Annotated in this window: 19 protein-coding genes; 14 read left to right on the top strand and 5 right to left on the bottom strand. The window is 71.5% G+C overall.

The window, feature by feature from the left end; all coding sequences use genetic code 11:
• Positions 1–46 precede the first annotated feature (46 nt).
• Positions 47–1,261 carry an AI-2E family transporter gene (locus E7742_RS02535; protein ID WP_137797494.1) on the top strand — a complete coding sequence of 405 codons (1,215 nt, stop codon included), beginning with the start codon at positions 47–49 and terminating at the stop codon, positions 1,259–1,261.
• Here E7742_RS02535 and E7742_RS02530 read toward each other — a convergent pair.
• Both E7742_RS02530 and E7742_RS02525 read right to left on the bottom strand, forming a co-directional pair.
• A complete protein-coding gene (locus E7742_RS02530) occupies positions 1,258–4,239 on the bottom strand; it encodes an AAA family ATPase (protein ID WP_137797493.1) in 2,982 nt (993 codons plus the stop codon). The two genes, E7742_RS02535 and E7742_RS02530, sit on opposite strands and share 4 nt — an antisense overlap.
• Positions 4,236–5,420, bottom strand: a complete 1,185-nt coding sequence (locus E7742_RS02525) for a metallophosphoesterase family protein (RefSeq protein WP_137797492.1) — start codon at positions 5,418–5,420, stop codon at positions 4,236–4,238. Before E7742_RS02525 ends, E7742_RS02530 begins: the two co-directional genes overlap by 4 nt.
• 212 nt (positions 5,421–5,632) lie before the next feature.
• On the opposite strand from E7742_RS02525, the gene E7742_RS02520 reads away from it, so the two are divergent.
• Positions 5,633–6,499, top strand: coding sequence for a DUF6542 domain-containing protein (locus E7742_RS02520; RefSeq protein ID WP_137797491.1), 867 nt, complete (start codon positions 5,633–5,635; stop codon positions 6,497–6,499).
• A 78-nt stretch (positions 6,500–6,577) separates the two neighbouring features.
• On the opposite strand, the gene E7742_RS02515 is transcribed toward E7742_RS02520, so the two are convergent.
• Positions 6,578–7,582 (bottom strand): 4-hydroxy-3-methylbut-2-enyl diphosphate reductase, encoded by a 1,005-nt coding sequence (locus E7742_RS02515; protein WP_137797490.1) that lies wholly within the window; start codon positions 7,580–7,582, stop codon positions 6,578–6,580.
• Between the two features lie 112 nt (positions 7,583–7,694).
• Between E7742_RS02515 and E7742_RS02510 the strand changes: the two genes are divergently transcribed.
• From E7742_RS02510 to idi, 7 genes are all read left to right on the top strand, one after another.
• Entirely contained in the window at positions 7,695–8,312 is a 618-nt protein-coding gene (locus E7742_RS02510) for a lipid droplet-associated protein (RefSeq protein ID WP_137797489.1), read from the top strand.
• Positions 8,309–9,565 carry an exodeoxyribonuclease VII large subunit gene (gene xseA / locus E7742_RS02505; protein ID WP_137797488.1) on the top strand — a complete coding sequence of 419 codons (1,257 nt, stop codon included), beginning with the start codon at positions 8,309–8,311 and terminating at the stop codon, positions 9,563–9,565. The genes E7742_RS02510 and xseA overlap by 4 nt, the downstream gene beginning before the upstream one ends.
• Positions 9,562–9,780, top strand: a complete 219-nt coding sequence (locus E7742_RS02500; RefSeq protein ID WP_137797487.1) for an exodeoxyribonuclease VII small subunit — start codon at positions 9,562–9,564, stop codon at positions 9,778–9,780. The genes xseA and E7742_RS02500 overlap by 4 nt, the downstream gene beginning before the upstream one ends.
• Before the next feature lie 147 nt (positions 9,781–9,927).
• The gene (locus tag E7742_RS02495) at positions 9,928–10,119 is read left to right on the top strand and encodes a hypothetical protein (protein ID WP_137797486.1); all 192 of its coding nucleotides are present in this window, start codon (positions 9,928–9,930) and stop codon (positions 10,117–10,119) included.
• A 19-nt stretch (positions 10,120–10,138) separates the two neighbouring features.
• Positions 10,139–11,758 (top strand): phytoene desaturase family protein, encoded by a 1,620-nt coding sequence (gene crtI / locus E7742_RS02490; RefSeq protein WP_137797485.1) that lies wholly within the window; start codon positions 10,139–10,141, stop codon positions 11,756–11,758.
• Positions 11,751–12,737, top strand: a complete 987-nt coding sequence (locus E7742_RS02485; RefSeq protein ID WP_137797484.1) for a phytoene/squalene synthase family protein — start codon at positions 11,751–11,753, stop codon at positions 12,735–12,737. Before crtI ends, E7742_RS02485 begins: the two co-directional genes overlap by 8 nt.
• Positions 12,738–12,774: 37 nt before the next feature.
• Complete coding sequence (gene idi, locus E7742_RS02480; protein ID WP_137797483.1) at positions 12,775–13,383, top strand: isopentenyl-diphosphate Delta-isomerase; 609 nt, start codon at positions 12,775–12,777, stop codon at positions 13,381–13,383.
• 58 nt (positions 13,384–13,441) lie between these two features.
• Here the strand turns inward: idi and E7742_RS02475 are convergent, their stop codons facing one another.
• Positions 13,442–14,134 carry a helix-turn-helix transcriptional regulator gene (locus E7742_RS02475; RefSeq protein ID WP_137797482.1) on the bottom strand — a complete coding sequence of 231 codons (693 nt, stop codon included), beginning with the start codon at positions 14,132–14,134 and terminating at the stop codon, positions 13,442–13,444.
• A 90-nt stretch (positions 14,135–14,224) separates the two neighbouring features.
• Here E7742_RS02475 and E7742_RS02470 point away from each other — a divergent pair, with 90 nt between their 5' ends.
• Complete coding sequence (locus E7742_RS02470) at positions 14,225–14,968, top strand: alpha/beta fold hydrolase (protein ID WP_137797481.1); 744 nt, start codon at positions 14,225–14,227, stop codon at positions 14,966–14,968.
• Positions 14,969–14,997: 29 nt separating this feature from the next.
• On the opposite strand, the gene E7742_RS02465 is transcribed toward E7742_RS02470, so the two are convergent.
• Positions 14,998–15,567: a DUF4245 domain-containing protein gene (locus E7742_RS02465; protein WP_137797480.1), complete on the bottom strand. Its 570-nt coding sequence runs from the start codon at positions 15,565–15,567 to the stop codon at positions 14,998–15,000.
• A 182-nt stretch (positions 15,568–15,749) separates the two neighbouring features.
• On the opposite strand from E7742_RS02465, the gene glpX reads away from it, so the two are divergent.
• The 4 genes from glpX to E7742_RS02445 all read left to right on the top strand — a co-directional run bounded on the left by glpX (position 15,750) and on the right by E7742_RS02445 (position 19,221).
• The gene (gene glpX / locus E7742_RS02460) at positions 15,750–16,790 is read left to right on the top strand and encodes a class II fructose-bisphosphatase (RefSeq protein WP_137797479.1); all 1,041 of its coding nucleotides are present in this window, start codon (positions 15,750–15,752) and stop codon (positions 16,788–16,790) included.
• Between the two features lie 91 nt (positions 16,791–16,881).
• Positions 16,882–18,291 carry a class II fumarate hydratase gene (locus tag E7742_RS02455; RefSeq protein ID WP_137797478.1) on the top strand — a complete coding sequence of 470 codons (1,410 nt, stop codon included), beginning with the start codon at positions 16,882–16,884 and terminating at the stop codon, positions 18,289–18,291.
• 28 nt (positions 18,292–18,319) lie between these two features.
• Complete coding sequence (locus E7742_RS02450) at positions 18,320–18,751, top strand: limonene-1,2-epoxide hydrolase family protein (protein WP_137797477.1); 432 nt, start codon at positions 18,320–18,322, stop codon at positions 18,749–18,751.
• Between the two features lie 59 nt (positions 18,752–18,810).
• Positions 18,811–19,221: a carboxymuconolactone decarboxylase family protein gene (locus E7742_RS02445; protein ID WP_137797476.1), complete on the top strand. Its 411-nt coding sequence runs from the start codon at positions 18,811–18,813 to the stop codon at positions 19,219–19,221.
• The last annotated feature ends 181 nt before the right edge of the window (positions 19,222–19,402 follow it).

Genomic DNA, 19,402 nt, shown 5'->3' with positions numbered 1-19,402 from the left:
GATTCATCCCAGACCGTCGTCTGCGAACCGGAAGGACCCGCGCCCTGTGAGCGTCAACAAGATCGTTCCGACCTCCCCACGCGCCCGACTGCGCGACCGCGGGGAAGTCATCGGCGCCGGCGGTCTCTGGCTCGCGAAGTGGTCGCTGTGCCTCGCCGCGATCGCGCTCGGTGCCGTCGTGGTCGGCTGGATCCTCGAAAAGCTCTGGGTGGTCGTGCTCCCGGTGCTGTTGGCGATCGTCGTCTCCACGGTGCTGTGGCCGCCCACCCGCGCGCTCACCAAGCGCGGTGTGCCCCCGGCCGGCGCGGCCTCGATCACCCTCTTCGTGGCACTCGCGCTGTTCGGCGGGGTGATCGCGCTCATCGTCCCGTCCGTCGTGGACCAGGCGCCGGAGTTGGCGAACAAGGCGACCGAGGGTATCCAACAGGTGCAGGACTGGCTCAAGGGCCCGCCGATCAACCTGCAGGACGACCAGATCGACACCGCGATCCACGCCCTCACCTCCAAGCTGCAGGAGAGCGGTACCGCGATCGCCTCCGGCGTCTTCAGCGGGGTCACCACCGCCGGCTCGATGATCGTCACGCTGGGCCTGGTGCTGGTGCTCGCGTTCTTCTTCATCAAGGACGGGCCGCGCTTCGTCCCGTGGATGCACGAGGTCGGCGGCGGTCGTGCCGGACGGCACCTCGAGGCAGTTCTGACCCGGATGTGGGAGACCCTCGGCGGCTTCATCCGCACCCAGGCACTCGTGAGCCTCATCGACGCCGTCTTCATCGGTGCGGGCCTGCTGATCCTGGGGGTCCCGCTCGCCCCGGTCCTGGCGATCATCACGTTCATCGGCGGCTTCGTGCCGATCGTCGGCGCGTTCGTCGCCGGCGCGCTGGCCGTCCTGGTGGCCCTGGTCGCAAACGGGCTCACCACCGCGCTGATCGTGCTGGCGATCATCATCGCGGTCCAGCAGATCGAGGGCAACGTGCTGCAGCCGGTGCTGCAGAGCAAGAGCATGAACCTGCACGCCGTCGTCGTGCTGCTCGCCGTCACCGCGGGCAGTTCCCTGTACGGCATCGTCGGCGCGTTCCTGGCCGTCCCCGTCGCCGCCGTGGCCGCGGTCGTCATCCGATACCTGGGCGAGCAGATCGACCACCGACTCGAACAGGACGCCGTGCTGGACGCTGCCGAGAGCGGCCATACGGGCATGGCCGCCGAGGGCGGCCCGGCCGACGGGCCCGCCACCAATTCGAGGGGGCCCGCGGCCGACCGCTAACCGGCGATCATCTCCAGCGTGGACCCGGTCCGGCCGCGTACCACGTGCAGCCGGCTCGGGATCCGCTGGCGCATCTCGTCGACGTGGCTGACGATCCCGACGACCCGGCCCCCCGCCCGCAGTTCGTCGAGGACACCCATCACGAGGTCCAGGGTGTCGGCGTCGAGCGTGCCGAAACCCTCGTCGATGAACATGGTGTCGAGCACCACCCCGCCCGACTCGGCCGCCACGACGTCGGCCAGGCCGAGCGCGAGTGCGAGCGACGCGAGGAACGACTCCCCACCGGACAGGGTCTTGGCCGAGCGGACCACGCCGGTGTAGTCGTCGCGAATGTCGAGGCCCAGCCCGCCGCGGCGTCCCCGCGCCCCGGCCTCGTCGGAGTGCACGAACTCGTAGCGTCCTGCGGACATGCGACGTAGCCGCACCGACGCCGAGACCGCGACCTCCTCGAGCCGCGACGCCAGCACGTACGACCGCAGCGACATCTTGCGGGAGTTCTGACCGCGCCCCTCCACGATGTCGGCCAGTCCGGCCAGCTCGTCGTGTTCGGCCAGCACCGGTCCGAGCCGCGCCATCGTCGCCTCGAGCTGCCCGGTGAGGCGCTCGATGTTGGTGCGGCGGGTGTCCGCCTCGGCCAGCGCGGTGGCCGCCGCCTCGACCGCCGACACGGCCTCCCGGGCCAGGGACTCGGCACCACTCGGGTCGACCGGTTCGATCCCGGCCACCGCTTCGACGTCCGGATCCGCCAGCACTGCCCGCGCACCGGCGATGCGCTCACGCGCCGCGGTGAGGGCGGCGTCGATCTCTTCGATGCGAGCGGCGGACCGCACCGCCTCGAGGGCCTCGGCGAGCGACGCGAACCCGGCATCGGCTGCGGCGGTCTGCGTGCGCTCGGCCAGTTCCCGCGCGGTCGCGGCCAGGGTCGCGGCCCGATCCCGGGCGTCGAGCAGCTCGAGAGCCCGGGTCGCAAGGGCGTCGAATCGTTCGCGGCGCGCGGGCACGCCCGGATCGTCCCCGGCCGCCTCCGCCATCCGCTCGCGCATGCGACGCACCTGTTCTTCGGCAGCGTCGATACGAGTCTCCAGCACCGCTCGCTCGTTACCGACGAGCCGCGACTGTTCTTCCAATTCGGCACCGCGAGCACGGACGTCGTCGACGGCCTGCGAGAGATCGGGGACACGAGCCGCCGCGGCTCGGGTCCGGTCCACCTCGGCCGACGCGGCCGTGTAAGCGTCGCGCAGCTCCGCGGGGTCCCCGTCACCGCCCCGCTGGACCAGAAGATCCACGGCCCGCTCGAGTTCGGTGACCCGCGCGGTCTCGGCGTCCAGGCGGGCGGCCGCCTTCTGTTCGGCAGTGCGTGCGGCGTCCTCGTCGGCCTTGGTGACCGACGACTCGCCCGCCCGCGCCGGCGCAGGGTGCTCGAGCGACCCGCACACCGCGCACTTCTCGCCGTCGAGCAGTCCGGCCGCCAGCTCGGCTGCCATCCCGGCGATGCGCCGCTCACGCAGGTCCAGCAGTAGCTCGCGGGCGTCCTGGTGCCGGCCTCGGGCCGACACCACCGCGCTTTGCTGCGCGTCCAGCGTCTTACGTGTGGTCCGCCACTCCTGCGCCGCCGCCGCAGCGTCGGCGGCCCGCGCGCATGCCTCCTCGGCGGCGGGCAGGCAGGCCTGCGCCTTCTCGGCTGCGCGCAGGGCCTCCTCGGCGTCGCGCACGGCCTGCGGCCACGCGGCGCGGGCCGTCTCCAGGTCCGCGGCCCGGGCCGACAGCTCCACGCCGCGCCGACGCATGTCCTCGACTTCGCGCGCCAGCGCATCCGTCGACGCGGCCTCGGCCACGAGGGCGTCGAGCCGGACGACCTCGGCCGTCCAGTCCCGCGCCCGCGCGCGGATCGCGTCCCGGTCCGCGTCGACCTGCGGCCACGACAGCGCCGCAACCAGGTCCGACGCCTCCGGCGAGGCCCGCAGATCCTCCGCCAGCGCCCCGGCCCGGTCGGTCGCCGACTCCGCCGCACGGGCCGCGGACGCCGCATCGGCGGCGGCGCCGCCGACCACATCGGCTCGGCGGGCCCGATCGGCCTCGGCGGCCAGGCGGTCACGTTCGGGTGCACCGGCCTCGAGCTGTTCCAGCTCGGCCAGCGCGCGCGCTCGCCGGACCTGCAGGTCCCGCCTGCGCTGCGCCTCGGCGGCCGCGGCCCGCGCCCGGGCCTCGACGTCACGCACGCGGGTGAGTTCCGTCGTCGCCGACTCCACCGTCTCGACGGCCTCGTCGAGGAGTCTGCGCGACCAGCTCAGCGGGTCCCCGTCCGTGCCCACCTCGATCCCGGCCGCCGTGGACACCCGGGCCAGGAGCAGATCCACCTGCTTGCGGTGGTCCTCGACCCGGGCCGCGCTGGCCCGCCGCCGCTCGACGAACCACTGCTCCACCGACTTGAAGCGCGTGGTGTCGAACAGTTTCTCGAGCAGCTTGCCGCGATCCTCGTTGTCGGCGCGCAGGAACTTGGCGAACTCTCCCTGCGGGAGCAGGACGACCTGGAAGAACTGGTCGGCGGTCATCCCGAGCAGCCGCTCCACCTCACGCGCGATGTCGGGGATGCGCGAGAGGTTCTCCCCAGTCCCGTCGAGCCACTCGAGCGTCGCCTTGGCGTTCTCGGTGAGCGTGCCCGTGCCACGTTTCTTGGGTCGCTGGTATTCGGGATTGCGGGTGATCCGCAGCGGCCGGCCGCCGATGGTCGCCCGCAGTGTCACCGTCGGCACCGATCCCGCGGGCGCGTGGTCGGACAGGAGTCGCTTGCCGTCCTTGCGGGCACCGGGCACGGTGCCGTAGAGCGCGAACGCGACCGCGTCGAGAATCGTGGTCTTGCCGGCCCCGGTCTGACCGTGCAGCAGGAACAGGCCGTCGGCGCCCAGTTCGTCGAAGTCGACGGTCACCGTCTGGGCGAACGGCCCGAACGACGTGACCTCGAGCGTGTGCAGCCTCATGCAGACGTCACCTCGGCGAGGCCGGCGGCCGCCACGGACTCGGCCGCCGTCGCGCTGCGCAGCGCGTCCTCGAGCAGTCGGATCTCTCCGGCACTCGCCTCGCTTCGGACGTCGGACAGAAAACTCTGCGCCACTTCCAGATCGGAACGACCGTGCACCCGCTCGCGGTAGCGCAGCTCCGGATTGCCCTCGGGTCGTTGCCATTCCATGTGGACGGCATGGGGGAACCGGCCCTGCAACGCGCGCATGGCGTCGACGGGACGCAGCGCATCGGTCAGGACGGCGGACACGTAGTGCTCCTCGGCGGCCGCGAACCCGGCGTCGTGCAGCAACTCGTCCAGCGTTCCGGTGAGCTGACTCAGGCCCCGCACCACGGGCAACTCGATGCGGTCGACTGCGGCGAGCCCGGCGGCGTCGAGGTCGATCAGCCACACGGCCTTGCGATGCGACCGCTCCCCGAACGAGTACGGCAGCGGCGACCCGCTGTACCGGACGTGTTCGGCCAGGGTCTGTGGGGAATGCAGGTGCCCGAGGGCCACGTAGTCGACGCCGTCGAACGACGACGCCGACACCGTCTCGACGCCGCCGACCGAGATCGAGCGTTCGGAGCCGGTGGCCTCACCGCCGACGACGAACGCGTGCGCCAGCAGCACCGACCGCAGGCCCGGAGCGGCCGCGCGGCGCGTGTCGAGGTCCGCACGGACCCGGGCCATCGCGACGTCGAGGATGTCGGCGTGCGAGCGCGCCTCGGGTGCACCGAGTTCGGCACGGGTGATCTCGGGTTCGAGGTACGGGATCCCGTAGAACGCGACGGGGCCGTGCGCGTCGTCCAGCACGATGGGCGCATCCAGTGCGCCCACCCGCGTCAACAGGTGGAGACCGCCGGCCGCCGCGAACGAGGCGCCGGCCCCGAGCCGCACCGGGGAATCGTGGTTGCCGGACGTGGCGACGATCACCGCACCGGCCGCGCGGATGGCCTCGAACCCTCTGTTGCACACCGCCACCGCGTCCGCGCTCGGAATGGAACGGTCGTACACGTCCCCCGGGACCACCACCACGTCGACCGACTGCTCGACGACCAGGGCCGCGATCGCGTCGAGCACCCGCGCCTGATCGGCCAGGAGGTCGACCCCGTGGAAGGTGCGACCGATGTGCCAGTCGGAGGTGTGGAGGATCCTCATGGCGACTGACGGTAGAGCACTCGACCGACAGCGCCGGAGCGGACATGTCGGTGCCGTCCGGCACAGTGGAGGCAGTGACCGGGACGTCCGCCGGCCGGACTCGGCACCCCACCCCGGGCAAGTCGGGCAGATCGGTCGATTCTCGGCGAATTCTCGGTCTCGGACGGTCCCGCCAACGAAGCAAGCCGACCGTCAGCGACTACTGTCGAGGTGTGTCCGCAACCCCACGTGCTCGTTCCGGGGTGCCGCTCGACCTCCGATCGGCCCTCCCCACCGTTCCCGGCATACCCGCTTGGGGGGCTGTCGCCGTCGCCGCTGGGTTGACCTTCGTCGGCTTCGCGTTCGCCGCCGCGTCGGGGAGCGAACTCACCTCCGTCTTCTCGGCGCTCTACTTCCTCGGGTGTCTGCTGGCGGTGCTCGCCGTGCGGCACCGTGGACTGTTCACCGCCGTCGTCCAACCGCCGCTGGTGCTGTTCGTCGCGGTGCCGATCGCTCAGCAGCTGCTGGCGGACAATCCCGGTACCGGCCTCAAGGACCTCGCCCTCAACGTGGCGTATCCGCTGGTCAATCGGTTTCCGTTGATGCTCGCGGCGACCGTCGTGGTGGCGTTGGTCGCGGGTGCGCGCGTGTTCCTGACGCAGCAGGGCCAGGCCGCTCCGACGCGGTCGCGGCCGCGCCGGTCCGACGCGCGCCCCACACGCACACCGGCGGCCGCCGAGCGGCGCGGACGCTCGGGACGGGCAGCGCAGTCGCGGGCGTCGCGGGCCACCCACGAGCAGGCCGAACCGGTGTCGACACACGCGCCCCGCGGGTACCGCGACTCGGCGCCGCGGGAGCCGATCCGTCACGACGCGCCGTATCGCGAGCCCGTCCGCCGGGAGCCGGTCCGCCGCGAACCGCCGCGCCGCGAGCCCGTGTACGGCGAACCCATCGCCCGCGACCGCCAGCCGATTCCGCGCGACCCCATCCCGGTGCGCACCCGCCCGCCGGCACCGGCCGCACCTTCCGCGGAGGTACCGCCGCACCCCGTCCCGCGCGTGCGCTACCGCGACCGCCGCGAGCCGCCCGTCGACCGGTAGGCCCGCCACCGACATCAGACCGACGAGAGCGCCCCGGAATCCGATACGGACTCCGGGGCGCTCTCGTCTGTTCGACCGTCAGGCGCGGGCGGCGCGCAGTTCCCTCGGCAGCGCGAAGACGAGCGTCTCGTTGGCGGTGGTCACCGACTGGACCTCCCCGAAACCGTGCTCGGCGAGCAGGTCGATCACCCCCCGCACCAGGATCTCGGGCACCGAGGCACCGGACGTGATGCCGACGGTCCGTACGCCCTCGAGCCACGCGACGTCGACCTCGCGGGCGTAGTCGACCAGGTGCGCGGCCCGCGCGCCGGCGCCCAGCGCGACCTCGACGAGCCGCACCGAGTTGGACGAGTTCCGCGAGCCCACCACGATCACCAGGTCGCACTCGGGCGCCATCGCCTTCACCGCCACCTGACGGTTCTGGGTGGCGTAGCAGATGTCGTCGCTCGGCGGATCCTCGAGCTGCGGGAACTTCTGCCGCAGCCGCTGGACGGTCTCCATGGTCTCGTCCACGGACAGCGTCGTCTGCGACAGCCAGACCACCTTCGCACCGTCCCGCACGGTGATGTGCTCGACGGCCTCCGGACCGTCCACCAGCTGGACGTGGTCGGGAGCCTCCCCTGCGGTGCCCTCGACCTCCTCGTGGCCCTCGTGCCCGATGAGCAGGATGTCGTAGTCGTCCCGCGCGAACCGCTTGGCCTCCTGATGGACCTTGGTCACGAGCGGGCAGGTGGCGTCGATCGTGTGCAGGTTCCGCTCGGCGGCCGCGGCGTGGACGGCCGGAGCGACACCGTGCGCCGAGAACACCAGCACCGAGCCGCCGGGCACCTCGTCGGTCTCGTCGACGAAGACCACCCCACGGTCGGCGAGGGTGTCGACGACGTGGCGGTTGTGCACGATCTCCTTGCGCACGTAGATCGGCGCACCGTGCTTCTCGAGCGCCTTCTCGACCGTCTCGACCGCACGATCGACGCCGGCGCAGTAGCCGCGCGGCTCGGCCAGGAGGACGCGCTTGCCGCCGCCGGACGCGTCGGTGCCGGCGGATCGGGCGATACCCAGATTGAGAGGAACTGCCGAAGACATGCCTCCAGCGTACGGGGCACGCCCGGAACTGCCCGCCGTGTGCACGCCACGGCGGGTGCCGCCGGGACTCGTCGGCTACCAAATAGCGCGATCGTCAGGCAGGCTGTTGGGCATGATCCGTCCCCCGTTCATCGCGCGTGTGGCCGCCGGAGTGGCGATCACGGCGTACGAAGAGGCGTTGAAACTGCCGTCCACCGCCGTGACGCTGCCGATGACGGCGATCAGTCAGGTCCTGCAGACGACGATGCGGGTCCAGCAGTCGGTGACGGCACTCGCCATCAAGGGTGACCAGGCCTTCTGTTTCCTGCATCGGTCCGAGGAGGAGCCGTCGTGGGCGGTGTTCGACGAGGACCGCGCCGACGGTGACGTGGACGTCGAGGCGCCGCGGGGGGACCCGGCCCCGGGCAGTGACCGTTCGGCGTCACCCGGCCGCTTCGCGCTGTACTCGATGACCCCCACCGAGGTCGCGGACGCGTCCGGTGACGGCACGCCCACCGATGCCGAGCCAGAGTCGACGGGGTCGGCGGGCTCGGCGGCCGGCGCGGCGCTCCCGCCGATCGCCGAGGAACTCGACTACCCGGCGCTGACGCTCGCGCAGCTGCGCACGCGACTGCCGTCGCTGTCGGTGGAGGACCTCACCGCGCTGCTCGAGTACGAGGAGCGCACGACGTCCCGGGCACCGTTCCGGACCATGCTCGCGAACCGCATCACCTCCGCCCGAGCCAAGTGACGTCCGCCCGCCCCGCTTCCAGCGGCCCGTCCCCCAGCACGCCCGAGCAGCCCTGGCCGGTGCGAACGGTCTCGGCCAAGGTCGCCCAGTGGATCGATCGCCTCGGGAGTGTGTGGGTCGAGGGGCAGATCACCCAGATCAACGCGCGGCCGGGGACGCGCACCGCGTTCCTGGTCCTGCGCGATCCGTCGGTCGACATGTCGCTGTCGGTGACGTGTTCGCCGCAGCTGCTCCGCGACGCACCGGTCCCGCTCACCGAGGGCAGCCGCGTCGTGATGTTCGGCAAGCTGTCGTTCTACACCGGTCGGGGCACGGTCTCGCTGCGGGTGACGGAGATCCGGGCCGTCGGGATCGGCGAGCTGCTGGCCCGCATCGAGCGGCTGCGCGCACTCCTCGCCGCCGAGGGGCTGTTCGATCCGCGCCTCAAGCGGCCGTTGCCGTTCCTGCCCCGCACCATCGGTTTGGTGACCGCCCGCGCGAGCGCCGCCGAGCGGGACGTACTCACGGTGGCGCAGCGGCGGTGGCCGGCCGTGCGTTTCGAGGTGCGTCACGCCACCGTCCAGGGCCCCACCGCCGTGCCGCAGCTCATCGCCGCGGTCGAGGAGTTGGACGCCCACCCCGGCGTCGACGTCATCATCCTGGCTCGCGGCGGCGGCAGCGTCGAGGATCTGCTGCCGTTCTCCGACGAGACGCTGTGCCGGGCGATCGTCGCCTGCACCACCCCCGTCGTCAGCGCGATCGGCCACGAACCCGACAGCCCCCTGAGCGATCACGTCGCGGACCTGCGGGCCGCCACCCCCACCGACGCCGCCAAGCGGGTGGTGCCCGACGCCGTCGCCGAACAGGCACTGGTCTCCGAGCTGCGCGGGCGCAGCGCCGCCGCGCTGCGGAACTGGGTGGAGCGCGAGGCCCACCGCCTCGATCAGCTGCGCAGCCGACCGGTGCTGGCGGACCCGCGGCAGGCGATCGACCGTCGAGCGGAGGAGGTGGCACGCCTGCGCGACGCCGCCCGCCGCGACGTCCACCGCGCGATCGCGTCCGAGTCGACCACCGTGGAACATCTGCGCGCGCGGCTGACGACGCTCGGGCCCGCCGCCACGCTCGCCCGCGGGTACGCCGTCGTGCAGAAGGTGCTCGGCGACACCGAGCCGGAGGTGCTGCGGTCCGTCGACGACGCACCGCCCGGCACACAGATACGGGTCAGGTTGGCCGACGGCGCGGTCCGCGCCGCCGTGATGGGAAGAGAGTCATGAGCAACGCAGATGTCGCCGAACTCGGATACGAGGCGGCGCGGGACGAACTGGTCGACGTGGTGAAGACCCTCGAGCAGGGTGGTCTGGACCTCGATGCGTCGCTCGCGCTGTGGGAGCGCGGCGAGGCCCTGGCGAAGCGCTGCGAGGAGCATCTCGCGGGCGCACGCCGCCGCGTCGAGCAGGCACTCGCCCACGCCGACGAGGACTCCGACTGACGGCCACATTCGTTTTCCGTCTCCACCCATCCGCTCGTCGTGTCACTCCGAATCCCTTCGGACGATGCGGCCGCAGCGCGCCGCCGGGACGGGAGGCGAGGACATGTGCAGGTACATGCCGGTGGACGCACCGAGAGGCCTCGGGTCATGAGCGGGCAGTCGGGCAACCACCCGCGCCCGGGCGGCGGGTCGGGGCGAGACGGTGTCGGGTTTCTGGAACTGTTCCTGGAGGCCAACCGGCTGGCCGAGCGGACCGCGCCCGGCCCCTCCGCGTCTCCTGCGTCGGCGTCTCCCGGTTCCGGGGTGGCGGAGCGCGACCCCGACCGGCGGCCGTCGTGACGGCGGAAGGCGCGGCGGCGTGAGGTCGGTGACCGGTCCCGTCCGGTCGGTGGTCGTGGTGGGAGCGGGCCTGGCCGGGCTCGCCGCGGCACTCCACCTCACCGGGGCCGGCAAACACGTCACCGTGCTCGAGCGGGAGTCGACGGTCGGTGGCCGGGTCGGCACGTACCCGGTCCGCGACGCCGCCGGGCGCCGGTTGTACGACATCGACAACGGTGCCAGCGTGCTCACCATGCCGACGCTGATCGCCGACGCCCTCGCCGCGGTCGGCGAGTCGTTCGACTCCACCGAACCTGCGCTCGCGCTGACGAAGCTCGCGCCGAGCTACCACGCCCGCTTTGCCGACGGCACCGCGCTCGACGTGTTCTCCGACCCGGCCGCGATGTCCGCGGAGATCGAAAGGGTGTGCGGCCCGGCCGAATCCCGCGGTTATCTCGCACTTCGGCGGTGGCTGGCGTCGATATTCGACACCGAGTTCGACCGGTTCATCGATTCCAATTTCGACTCCCCGCTCGATCTGGTGGCCACCCGTGCGGCCCGCGCCGACACGATGAAGCTGCTCCGGCTCGGCGGTTTCGGCCGCCTCGGCCCGCGGGTGGCGTCCTTCGTCGGCGACGACCGGCTGCGGCGGATCTTCACGTTCCAGGCGCTCTACGCCGGGATGTCGCCGGACAAGGCGCTCGGCGTGTACGGCGCCATCGCCCACATGGACACCTCGCTGGGGGTCTACTTCCCGACGGGCGGGATGTCCGCGATCGCCGCGGCGATGTCGGACGCCCTCACGCGCCACGGCGGGTCCGTACACACCGGTGCGGACGTCTCCGCCATCGACGTCGACGACGGGCGCGCCACCGGCGTCCGCACGGCGGACGGCCGGTACTTCCCGTGCGACGCAGTCGTCCTCACCGCCGATCTCCCGGTGGTGGACCGGCTGCTGGACCACGCCGGCGTCACTGCGAAGGGGCGCAAGCTGGGCTACTCGCGGGTGTCGCCGTCGGCCGTCGTGTTCCACGGCACGGTCCCCACCGCGGTCACGCAGGCGTGGCCGGCCCGGGCGCACCACACGATCGATTTCGGCGCCGAGTGGTCCGAGACGTTCGCCCGGATCACCGCACCCCGCGGGCGGGGCCGGCTGATGGCCGACCCGTCCCTGCTCGTCACCCGTCCGGCCGTCACCGACCCCGGCCTGCACGTGGTGCGCGACGGCGTACGCAGTGAACCGATCTCCGTCCTCGCGCCGTGTCCCAATCTCGTCAGCGCACCCCTGGACTGGGACCGGCTCGGCGTCCCGTACATGCGTGAGCTCCAGCAGGTGCTCGAGCAGCGGGGCTACCGGGAGTTGGCCGCGTCGATGGTGGTGGACCACCTCGACACCCCGAACACCTGGCGCGACAAAGGCATGCTCGCCGGCAGCCCGTTCTCGTCGGCGCACGTGTTCCGGCAGACCGGCCCGTTCCGACGCCCCAATCTGGTGCGCGGGCTCGCCAACGTCGTGCTGGCCGGCTCCGGGACCACCCCGGGCGTCGGGGTGCCGACGGTTCTCGTGTCGGGGCGGCTGGCCGCCGAACGCATCGTCGACCGCGACCTCGCGAGCTCCCGGCGTCCGGAGCCCACCCGAGAGGACGTGCGGCATGGGTGAACTCGACGGCATCGACCCGGCACTGCATCCCGCGTACCGGCTGTGCCGCGCACTCAACGCGGAGCACGGCAAGACGTACTTCCTCGCGACGCGGCTGCTCCCGGTCGCCAGACGTGCCGGCGTGCATGCGCTCTACGGCTTCGCGCGGATGGTCGACGACGTCGTCGACGTCGCCGCCGCCGACGACGACGACGGTCCGATCGGCAGCCGGCTGGACGCCCTCGAGGATCGTCTGCGCGCCGCGCTCGGCGGCGGCCCGACCGGGCACAGCGAGTCCGACCTGGTGCTCGCCGCCCTCGCCGACGCCACCGCGCGCTACGACATCCCGCACGAGTACTTCTACGCGTTCCTGCACTCCATGCGGATGGACGTGCCCGGTTCCCCGGTGTTCCGCTCGCGGTACCGGACGATGCCGGAGCTGGCGGAGTACATGTACGGCTCCGCGGCCGTGATCGGTCTGCAGATGCTTCCCATCCTCGGCACCACGTGTGCGATCGACGAGGCCGTCGGGCCCGCGTCGGCGCTCGGTGAGGCGTTCCAGCTGACCAACTTCATCCGCGACATGGGCGAGGATCTGGGCCGCGACCGGATCTATCTGCCGACGGACGAACTCGCGGCGTTCGGAGTGGACGAGGAACTGTTGCGGAACTGCCGCGCCACCGGCCGGGTCGATCCGCGGCTGCGGCGGGCCCTCGCCCATCTGATTGCGCACACCCGGGCGGTGTACCGCACTGCCGAGCCCGGCATCGACCTGCTCGACCCGGCCGTGCGGTCGGCGATGCGCACCGCCTCGGTGCTGTACGCCGACATTCTGCGCGAGGTCGAGGACAGCGACTACCGGGTGCTCGAGCGGCGAGCCCGCGTGTCGCGGCGGCGGCGCGTCGCGGTGGCGGCTCCGCGGCTCGCGACGGCCGGGTGGTCGTCACTGCGGGCTCGGCGCCACCCGGCGAGCCGGCCACCGCTGCCCGTCACCGACTGAACACCTCCACCCGCGACCGATCGGAGCGAGAAACGACATGGAACACGTAGTGCTGCTCGACGACGCGGGCCACGCCGTCGGAACGGAGCCGAAGGCGACCGTGCACACGCACGAGACCCCGCTGCACCTCGCGTTCTCGACGTACGTCTTCGACCCGTTCGGCAGGCTGCTGGTCACCCGGCGCGCGCTGCACAAGCCGACGTGGCCGGGCGTGTGGACCAACAGCTGCTGCGGGCACCCCGCGCCGGGCGAACCGCTGCATCTGGCGGTCCGGCGGCGGCTGCGGCAGGAACTCGGGATCGACGCGGCCGCGGTCGACGTCGTCCTCCCGGACTTCCGCTACCGCGCCACTATGGACACCGGGATCGTCGAGAACGAGATCTGTCCGGTCTTCCGGGTCCTCTACGACGGGCCGGAACCGGACCCGGATCCCGCCGAGGTGGACGGCACGGTGTGGGCCGAGTGGGAAGGCTTCGCGGGTAGCGTCGCGGCCGGCAGCCGCGCGGTGTCGCCGTGGTGCCGGGACCAGGTTCTGCGGCTGCGCGAACTCGGACCCGACCCCGGGAGCTGGCGGGTCGCACCGGCCACCGCGCTGCCGCCGGCGGGGCGGGGCGCCGGTCCCGAGCTCGGCACGCAGCGCTACTGAGCGGAGGCTGCGCTCATCGGAGGCCGTCCTGATCGGGGGCGTTGATCGAGTGCCGAACTCACCCTTGGCCGTTCACGGGTCTTGCCGTCGCCGGGGGGATGCCGATCTCGTCGATGCCGTGACCGCTGCAGGCAAGCTTGGTGGCACGGGCGTGCTCGATTCGGGACACGAGAAACCACCGGATGTCGCTGCGTAGGCGGCACCACCCGATCAGGTACCACTGCCCGTTCGTGGAGGCGAACAGCACCGGTTCGACGTCCCGGGTGGTCGTGTCGCCGTCACGCGCGGTGTAGCGGATACGCACCACCCGTTGCTCGGCCATCGCTTCCTCCAGCGCGGATTTGATCGCGCGCGGAGCGGGCGGTGCGTCGACCCAGACGCGACCGGCGAGCTCGTCGGCCTTCGCCCGGGTCGGTGGATCCAGTACGTCCATGATCTTCCGAACCCCCGCCAGGGCGAGATCGGCGTAGGGCGCGTCCGGCGCGGCAGAGACCGCGGCGAGCAGCGCCACTGCCTGCACCGGGGTCAGGCTGACCGGCGGCAGAGTGCCTCGGGCGACCAACCCGTAGCCACCGCCGGGGCCCGGGCGAGACCAGATCGGCGCGCCACTGTTCTCGAGTGCGGTGAGGTCTCGCTTGACCGTCCGCACGGACACGCCGAACTCTCGCGCCAGGCGCTCGGCAGTGCATCCACGCGGTCCACTGCGTCGCAACATCTCGGACAGCGCGTGCAGCCGCTCCGCCCTCTTCATGTCCCACCCCGCCTCATGTCCCACCGCGCCGGAAAATCATGCCGAAAATGGTGACATACCGTTGTCCGCGACGTGCGGGAGCATCGTGGTGTGACGAACAATGTGAGTAGCCCGACCATCCTCCTGATCGCCGGCCATTGGCTGGGGGCCTGGGCATGGGACGAGGTGCTGGAACACCTGACCGCTGCCGGCCACCAGGCCGTCCCGATGACACTTCCGGGCCTCGACGAGCGGGATCCCGAGCGGGCGTCCAGGACGCTCGACGACCAGGCGAGGGCGATCGAGCAAACCATGACCGAGGCCGGAGCTTCCGAGGACCGGCCGGTGGTCGTCGTGGCGCACAGCGGGGCCAACGCGCCGGTGAGCCTGGTACTCGATCGGCATCCCGAACTCGTCCGCCGCGTGGTGTGGGTCGACAGTGGGCCCGTGGCGCCCGGCAGTGCCTTCGCCCCGGACGCGCCCGAGGATCTGGTCGAATCTCCCCTACCGCCCTTCGACGCGCTCGGGCAGCAGGCCAGCCTCGAGGGCCTGAGCACCGAGGCTCTCGAGCGCTTTCGAGCCAGGGCTGTTCCGGAACCAGGGCCCGTGCTACGTCAGCAGGTCAAGCTCACCAACGATGCGCGTCGGGCGGTCCCGACCACCCTCGTGTGCTGTTCGATCCCGAGCGCACAGATAGTGGAGTTGGCCGACGCGGGTCATCCGATGTTCGCCGAGGTCTCGACACTCGAGCGTGTGGACCTCGTCGACCTGCCCACCGGGCACTGGCCCATGTGGAGCCGACCCGGCGATCTCGCACAGGTCCTCGCCGCGGCCGCGACCACCCCGGTGAACTGACCCTTCGGAGGCCGCCGGCGCCTGCCGGGTCAGCGTTGCAGCGGCTCGACGGCGCCGACGGCGGCCGCGAGCTTGGTGAACTCGTTCTGCGGCGCCGGCCCGGTGAGCAGGATGCGGGTGTCGCCGAAGTCGCTGACCCAGATGGCCTCGACGCCCTCGCCGCCGAAGACGTCCCACGTGCGGTTGCCCACCTGCTCGGTGCCCGTCGCGTAGCGAGGCTCGCCCGCCACGAACGGTACGAGCGTCTCCTCGGTGGCGTTGCTCTGCGTCAGCTGGATGTAGCGACCGGCCTCGGTGATGAAACCGATGTTGCTCGAGTCCCCGCCGCCGTCGCCGGTGACGATGCTGCGGCTGCCCGAGTTGGGCGTCCAGCCTTCCGGAATTTCCGGCTTGCGGATCGGGAACCCGAGCTCACGGGAGTCGTACTTGAAAGCTGCATCGGCGTCGAAGCTGGGGATCGGGCCGGCCTTGGGGCCGCCCGGACTGAACGAGCACTGGCTCGCGATCCCCGCGATGATCAGACACGCCACCACCAGCGGGATCAGCGACCACGCCATGTCTTGGCCGTTCTGGAGGATGCGGGGCTTCTTGTCGGGCACGTCGTCCAGTATTCCTGTTCCGCCGCGAGGGTGGCCCAGCAGCCCGGTCTTCGTGGGCGTTCTGAAAGAATCGGACTCGAGATTCGTCCACCGGATCGACGGTTCGACCGCACCGCGGTCGACCGCTCCCAGTGTCGGCCGTTACATCGCGCCGACCGTGACAGCAGCAGGAGGCACTGCCCATGACGGCCAGCACTTCATCGAGTCGCCGCGAGGCCCCGGACCGTAACCTCGCTCTCGAGCTGGTGCGAGTCACCGAGGCCGCCGCCATGGCTGCCGGCCGCTGGGTCGGGCGCGGTGACAAGGAGGGTGGCGACGGTGCCGCCGTCGACGCCATGCGCCACATGGTCAGCTCGGTCTCCATGCAGGGTGTCGTCGTCATCGGTGAGGGCGAGAAGGACGAGGCCCCGATGCTCTACAACGGCGAGGAGGTGGGCAACGGCGACGGCCCGCTGTGCGACGTCGCGGTCGACCCGATCGACGGCACGACGCTGATGAGCAAGGGCGCGCCGGGTTCGATCGCCGTGCTGGCGGTCGCCGAGCGCGGCGCGATGTTCGACCCGTCGGCGGTGTTCTACATGGACAAGATCGCCGTGGGCCCCGAGGCGGCCGACGTCATCGACCTGTCCGCCGGTGTCGCCGAGAACATCCGTCGGGTCGCGAAGGCCAAGAACCGCGCGGTCTCCGACACGACCGTGACGATCCTGGACCGTCCGCGCCACGCCGACATCATCCGCGAGATCCGCGAGACGGGTGCCCGTATCCGCCTGATCTCCGACGGCGACGTCGCCGGCGCGATCGCGACGGCCCGCCCCGAGTCCGGTGTCGACATGCTGCTGGGTATCGGCGGCACTCCTGAGGGCATCATCGCCGCGGCCGCTCTGCGGTGCATGGGCGGCGCGCTGCAGGGCAAGCTGGCGCCGAAGGACGAGGCCGAGCGCCAGAAGGCCCTCGACGCCGGCCACGACCTGGACCGCGTCCTGCGGACCGAGGAACTGGTCACCGGCGAGAACATCTTCTTCTGCGCCACCGGTGTCACCGACGGTGACCTGCTCAACGGCGTGCGCTACTACGGCGGCGGCGCGACGACGCAGTCGATCGTCATGCGCAGCAAGTCCGGCACCGTCCGCATGATCGAGGCGTACCACCGCCTCGAGAAGCTGCACGAGTTCTCGTCGATCAACTTCGACGGCGTCGAGGGCGCGCAGCCTCCGCTGCCCTGACAGGCGCTTCGTGCCTGTGCGCACTTCCGGTGGCTGCCGCTACCGAAAGTGCGCACAGGCGGCGCAGCCGCCTCGGTGGCAAGCTGGATCCATGAGCGACAGCAGCGATCCCCAGTTCCGTATCGAACACGACACGATGGGCGAGGTCCGGGTCCCGGTCGACGCGCTGTGGCGCGCACAGACCCAGCGCGCCGTCGAGAACTTCCCGATCTCCGGCCGTGGCCTCGAACGCGCACAGATCCGCGCGATGGGCCTCCTCAAAGCCGCGTGCGCACAGGTCAACAAGGATCTGGGGCTGCTCGCGCCGGACAAAGCCGACGCAATCATCGCCGCCGCGAACGAGATCGCGGACGGCCGCCACGACGACCAGTTCCCGATCGACGTGTTCCAGACCGGATCGGGCACCAGCTCCAACATGAACGCCAACGAGGTGATCGCGAGCCTCGCCGCAAGAGCCGGGGTGACGGTGCACCCCAACGACGACGTCAACATGTCGCAGTCGTCCAACGACACGTTCCCCACCGCCACCCACGTCGCGGCGACGGAAGCCGCCGTGAAGGATCTGGTGCCGGCCCTCGACCACCTGCGACTTGCCCTGTTCGACAAGGCCGCTCAGTGGCGCACGGTGGTCAAGTCGGGCCGCACCCACCTGATGGACGCCGTCCCGGTGACCCTGGGCCAGGAGTTCGGCGGCTACGCGCGCCAGATCGAGGCGGGCATGGAACGAGTGCTCGCGACGCTGCCCCGGCTGGGTGAGCTGCCGATCGGCGGCACCGCGGTGGGTACCGGACTCAACGCTCCCGACGACTTCGGTCCGCGCGTGGTCGCCGAGCTCGTCCGGACCACCGATCTCGACGCCCTCACCCCGGCCCGCAACCACTTCGAGGCCCAGGCTGCCCGGGACGGTCTGGTGGAGGCGTCCGGCGCGCTGCGGACGGTCGCGGTGTCGCTGACGAAGATCGCCAACGACATCCGGTGGATGGGGTCGGGACCGCTGACCGGTCTCGCCGAGATTCGCCTGCCGGACCTGCAGCCGGGCAGCTCCATCATGCCGGGGAAGGTCAATCCTGTTCTCCCCGAGGCGGTCACGCAGGTCGCAGCCCAGGTCGTCGGCAACGACGCGACCGTCGCGTGGGGTGGCGCCGCGGGCGCATTCGAACTCAACGTCTACATCCCGGTGATGGCGCGCAACCTCCTCGAGTCGTTCCGCCTGCTGGCCAACGTCTCCCGGCTCTTCGCCGACCGGTGCATCGCGGGACTCGAGGCCGACGAGGACCGCCTGCGCACGCTCGCGGAGTCGTCGCCGTCGATCGTCACGCCGCTGAACTCCGCCATCGGGTACGAGGAGGCCGCGGCCGTCGCGAAGCAGGCGTTGAAGGAGAAGAAGACGATTCGCCAGACGGTGATCGATCGCGGCCTGATCGGAGACGGGCTCTCCGAGGACGAACTGGACCGGCGTCTGGACGTGCTGGCGATGACGCAGGTCGAGCGGGACGACTGACAGGCGACACTTCGACCGGGAGGACACCATGGCTGCAGGATCCGACGGGCGGGTCGACTCCGTCCGGGTGGTGGAGGAGTTCTTCGCCGCGCTCACCGACATGGACGTCGAGCGGGCGGCCGCGCACCTGGCATCCGACGTCGTCTGGCAGAACACCGGTCTGCCCACGGTGCGGGGCCGGGCGAAGGTGGTGCGCGCGCTGCGGTTCGCGAACCGTCCGGGTTGCCGTTTCGACGCGGTGATGCACCACGTGGTGGGCGACGGCGACGCGGTCCTCACCGAACGCACCGACACCCTGTACGTCGGGCCCGTGCGATCCACGTTCTGGGTGTGCGGGACGTTCGAGATGCGCGGCGGCCGGATCGCGGTCTGGCGGGACCGGTACAGCTGGGGCAACGTCGCCGCGGGCACGGTCACAGCCACCGCCCGCGGACTCCGGGAGCGAGTGCGCCGCGGGTAGGCTGCCCTCGTGCGGTACCGGCGAGATGTGCCGCTGACTCCCACAGGAAGCCGACGGCGATGACCGAGCACGAGAACACCTCCCCCGCATTCCAGGCCGGACTCGACGTCCGCACCGAGGTGATGGGTGCGGACTTCGTCGAACGGGCCTTCGAACGCACCCGCGGCACGGACTCCGAGGACATCCAGGAGTTCGTCACCGAGCACGTGTGGGGGTCGGTGTGGACGCGTCCGGGCCTCGACCGCCGCAGCCGCAGTCTGCTCAACCTCGGCATGCTGATCGCCCTGCGTGCCGAGAACGAACTGCGCGGTCACGTGCGCGGGGCACTGCGCAACGGGCTCACGCGCACCGAGATCGTCGAGGCCGTCATCCACGCGGGCGCCTACTGCGGCGCCCCGGCCGGGCTCGCGGCGATGCGCGTCGTACAGGAGGTTCTGGAAGCTGAGCTGGGCCCGCGCACGGCCGACTGACCGGGCCCTCGGCGCCCGCCGAGGGTGAAAAACCGGATGAACCGAGAATTTCACCCCCGTTCGAATTGCCGACTGCGGCTCGGGGGTTTAGCGTCACAGGCGCTGCTTCTCCTCTGTCGCAGCACACGAGCGCTCGCCCTACCCCGACGCGGGCGAGCGCTCAGCCGTCGGGCGGTGGTTT

Origin of the sequence: Rhodococcus sp. SGAir0479, from assembly GCF_005484805.1 — a bacterium.
Taxonomy (GTDB): domain Bacteria; phylum Actinomycetota; class Actinomycetes; order Mycobacteriales; family Mycobacteriaceae; genus Prescottella.
The sequence above is the reverse complement of the archived record's forward strand: the minus strand, read 5'-3'. Positions and strand labels throughout refer to the sequence as shown.

Coding starts and splice junctions, on each gene's coding strand:
- E7742_RS02515 (WP_137797490.1), bottom strand. CDS start 7,582: ATGTCTTCGGCAGTTCCTCTCAATCTGGGTATCGCCCGATCCGCCGGC.
- E7742_RS02455 (WP_137797478.1), top strand. CDS start 16,882: ATGAGCGACAGCAGCGATCCCCAGTTCCGTATCGAACACGACACGATG.
- E7742_RS02495 (WP_137797486.1), top strand. CDS start 9,928: ATGAGCGGGCAGTCGGGCAACCACCCGCGCCCGGGCGGCGGGTCGGGG.
- E7742_RS02485 (WP_137797484.1), top strand. CDS start 11,751: ATGGGTGAACTCGACGGCATCGACCCGGCACTGCATCCCGCGTACCGG.
- E7742_RS02450 (WP_137797477.1), top strand. CDS start 18,320: ATGGCTGCAGGATCCGACGGGCGGGTCGACTCCGTCCGGGTGGTGGAG.
- E7742_RS02475 (WP_137797482.1), bottom strand. CDS start 14,134: ATGAAGAGGGCGGAGCGGCTGCACGCGCTGTCCGAGATGTTGCGACGC.
- E7742_RS02500 (WP_137797487.1), top strand. CDS start 9,562: ATGAGCAACGCAGATGTCGCCGAACTCGGATACGAGGCGGCGCGGGAC.
- E7742_RS02510 (WP_137797489.1), top strand. CDS start 7,695: ATGATCCGTCCCCCGTTCATCGCGCGTGTGGCCGCCGGAGTGGCGATC.
- idi (WP_137797483.1), top strand. CDS start 12,775: ATGGAACACGTAGTGCTGCTCGACGACGCGGGCCACGCCGTCGGAACG.
- E7742_RS02530 (WP_137797493.1), bottom strand. CDS start 4,239: ATGAGGCTGCACACGCTCGAGGTCACGTCGTTCGGGCCGTTCGCCCAG.
- glpX (WP_137797479.1), top strand. CDS start 15,750: ATGACGGCCAGCACTTCATCGAGTCGCCGCGAGGCCCCGGACCGTAAC.
- E7742_RS02525 (WP_137797492.1), bottom strand. CDS start 5,420: ATGAGGATCCTCCACACCTCCGACTGGCACATCGGTCGCACCTTCCAC.
- E7742_RS02445 (WP_137797476.1), top strand. CDS start 18,811: ATGACCGAGCACGAGAACACCTCCCCCGCATTCCAGGCCGGACTCGAC.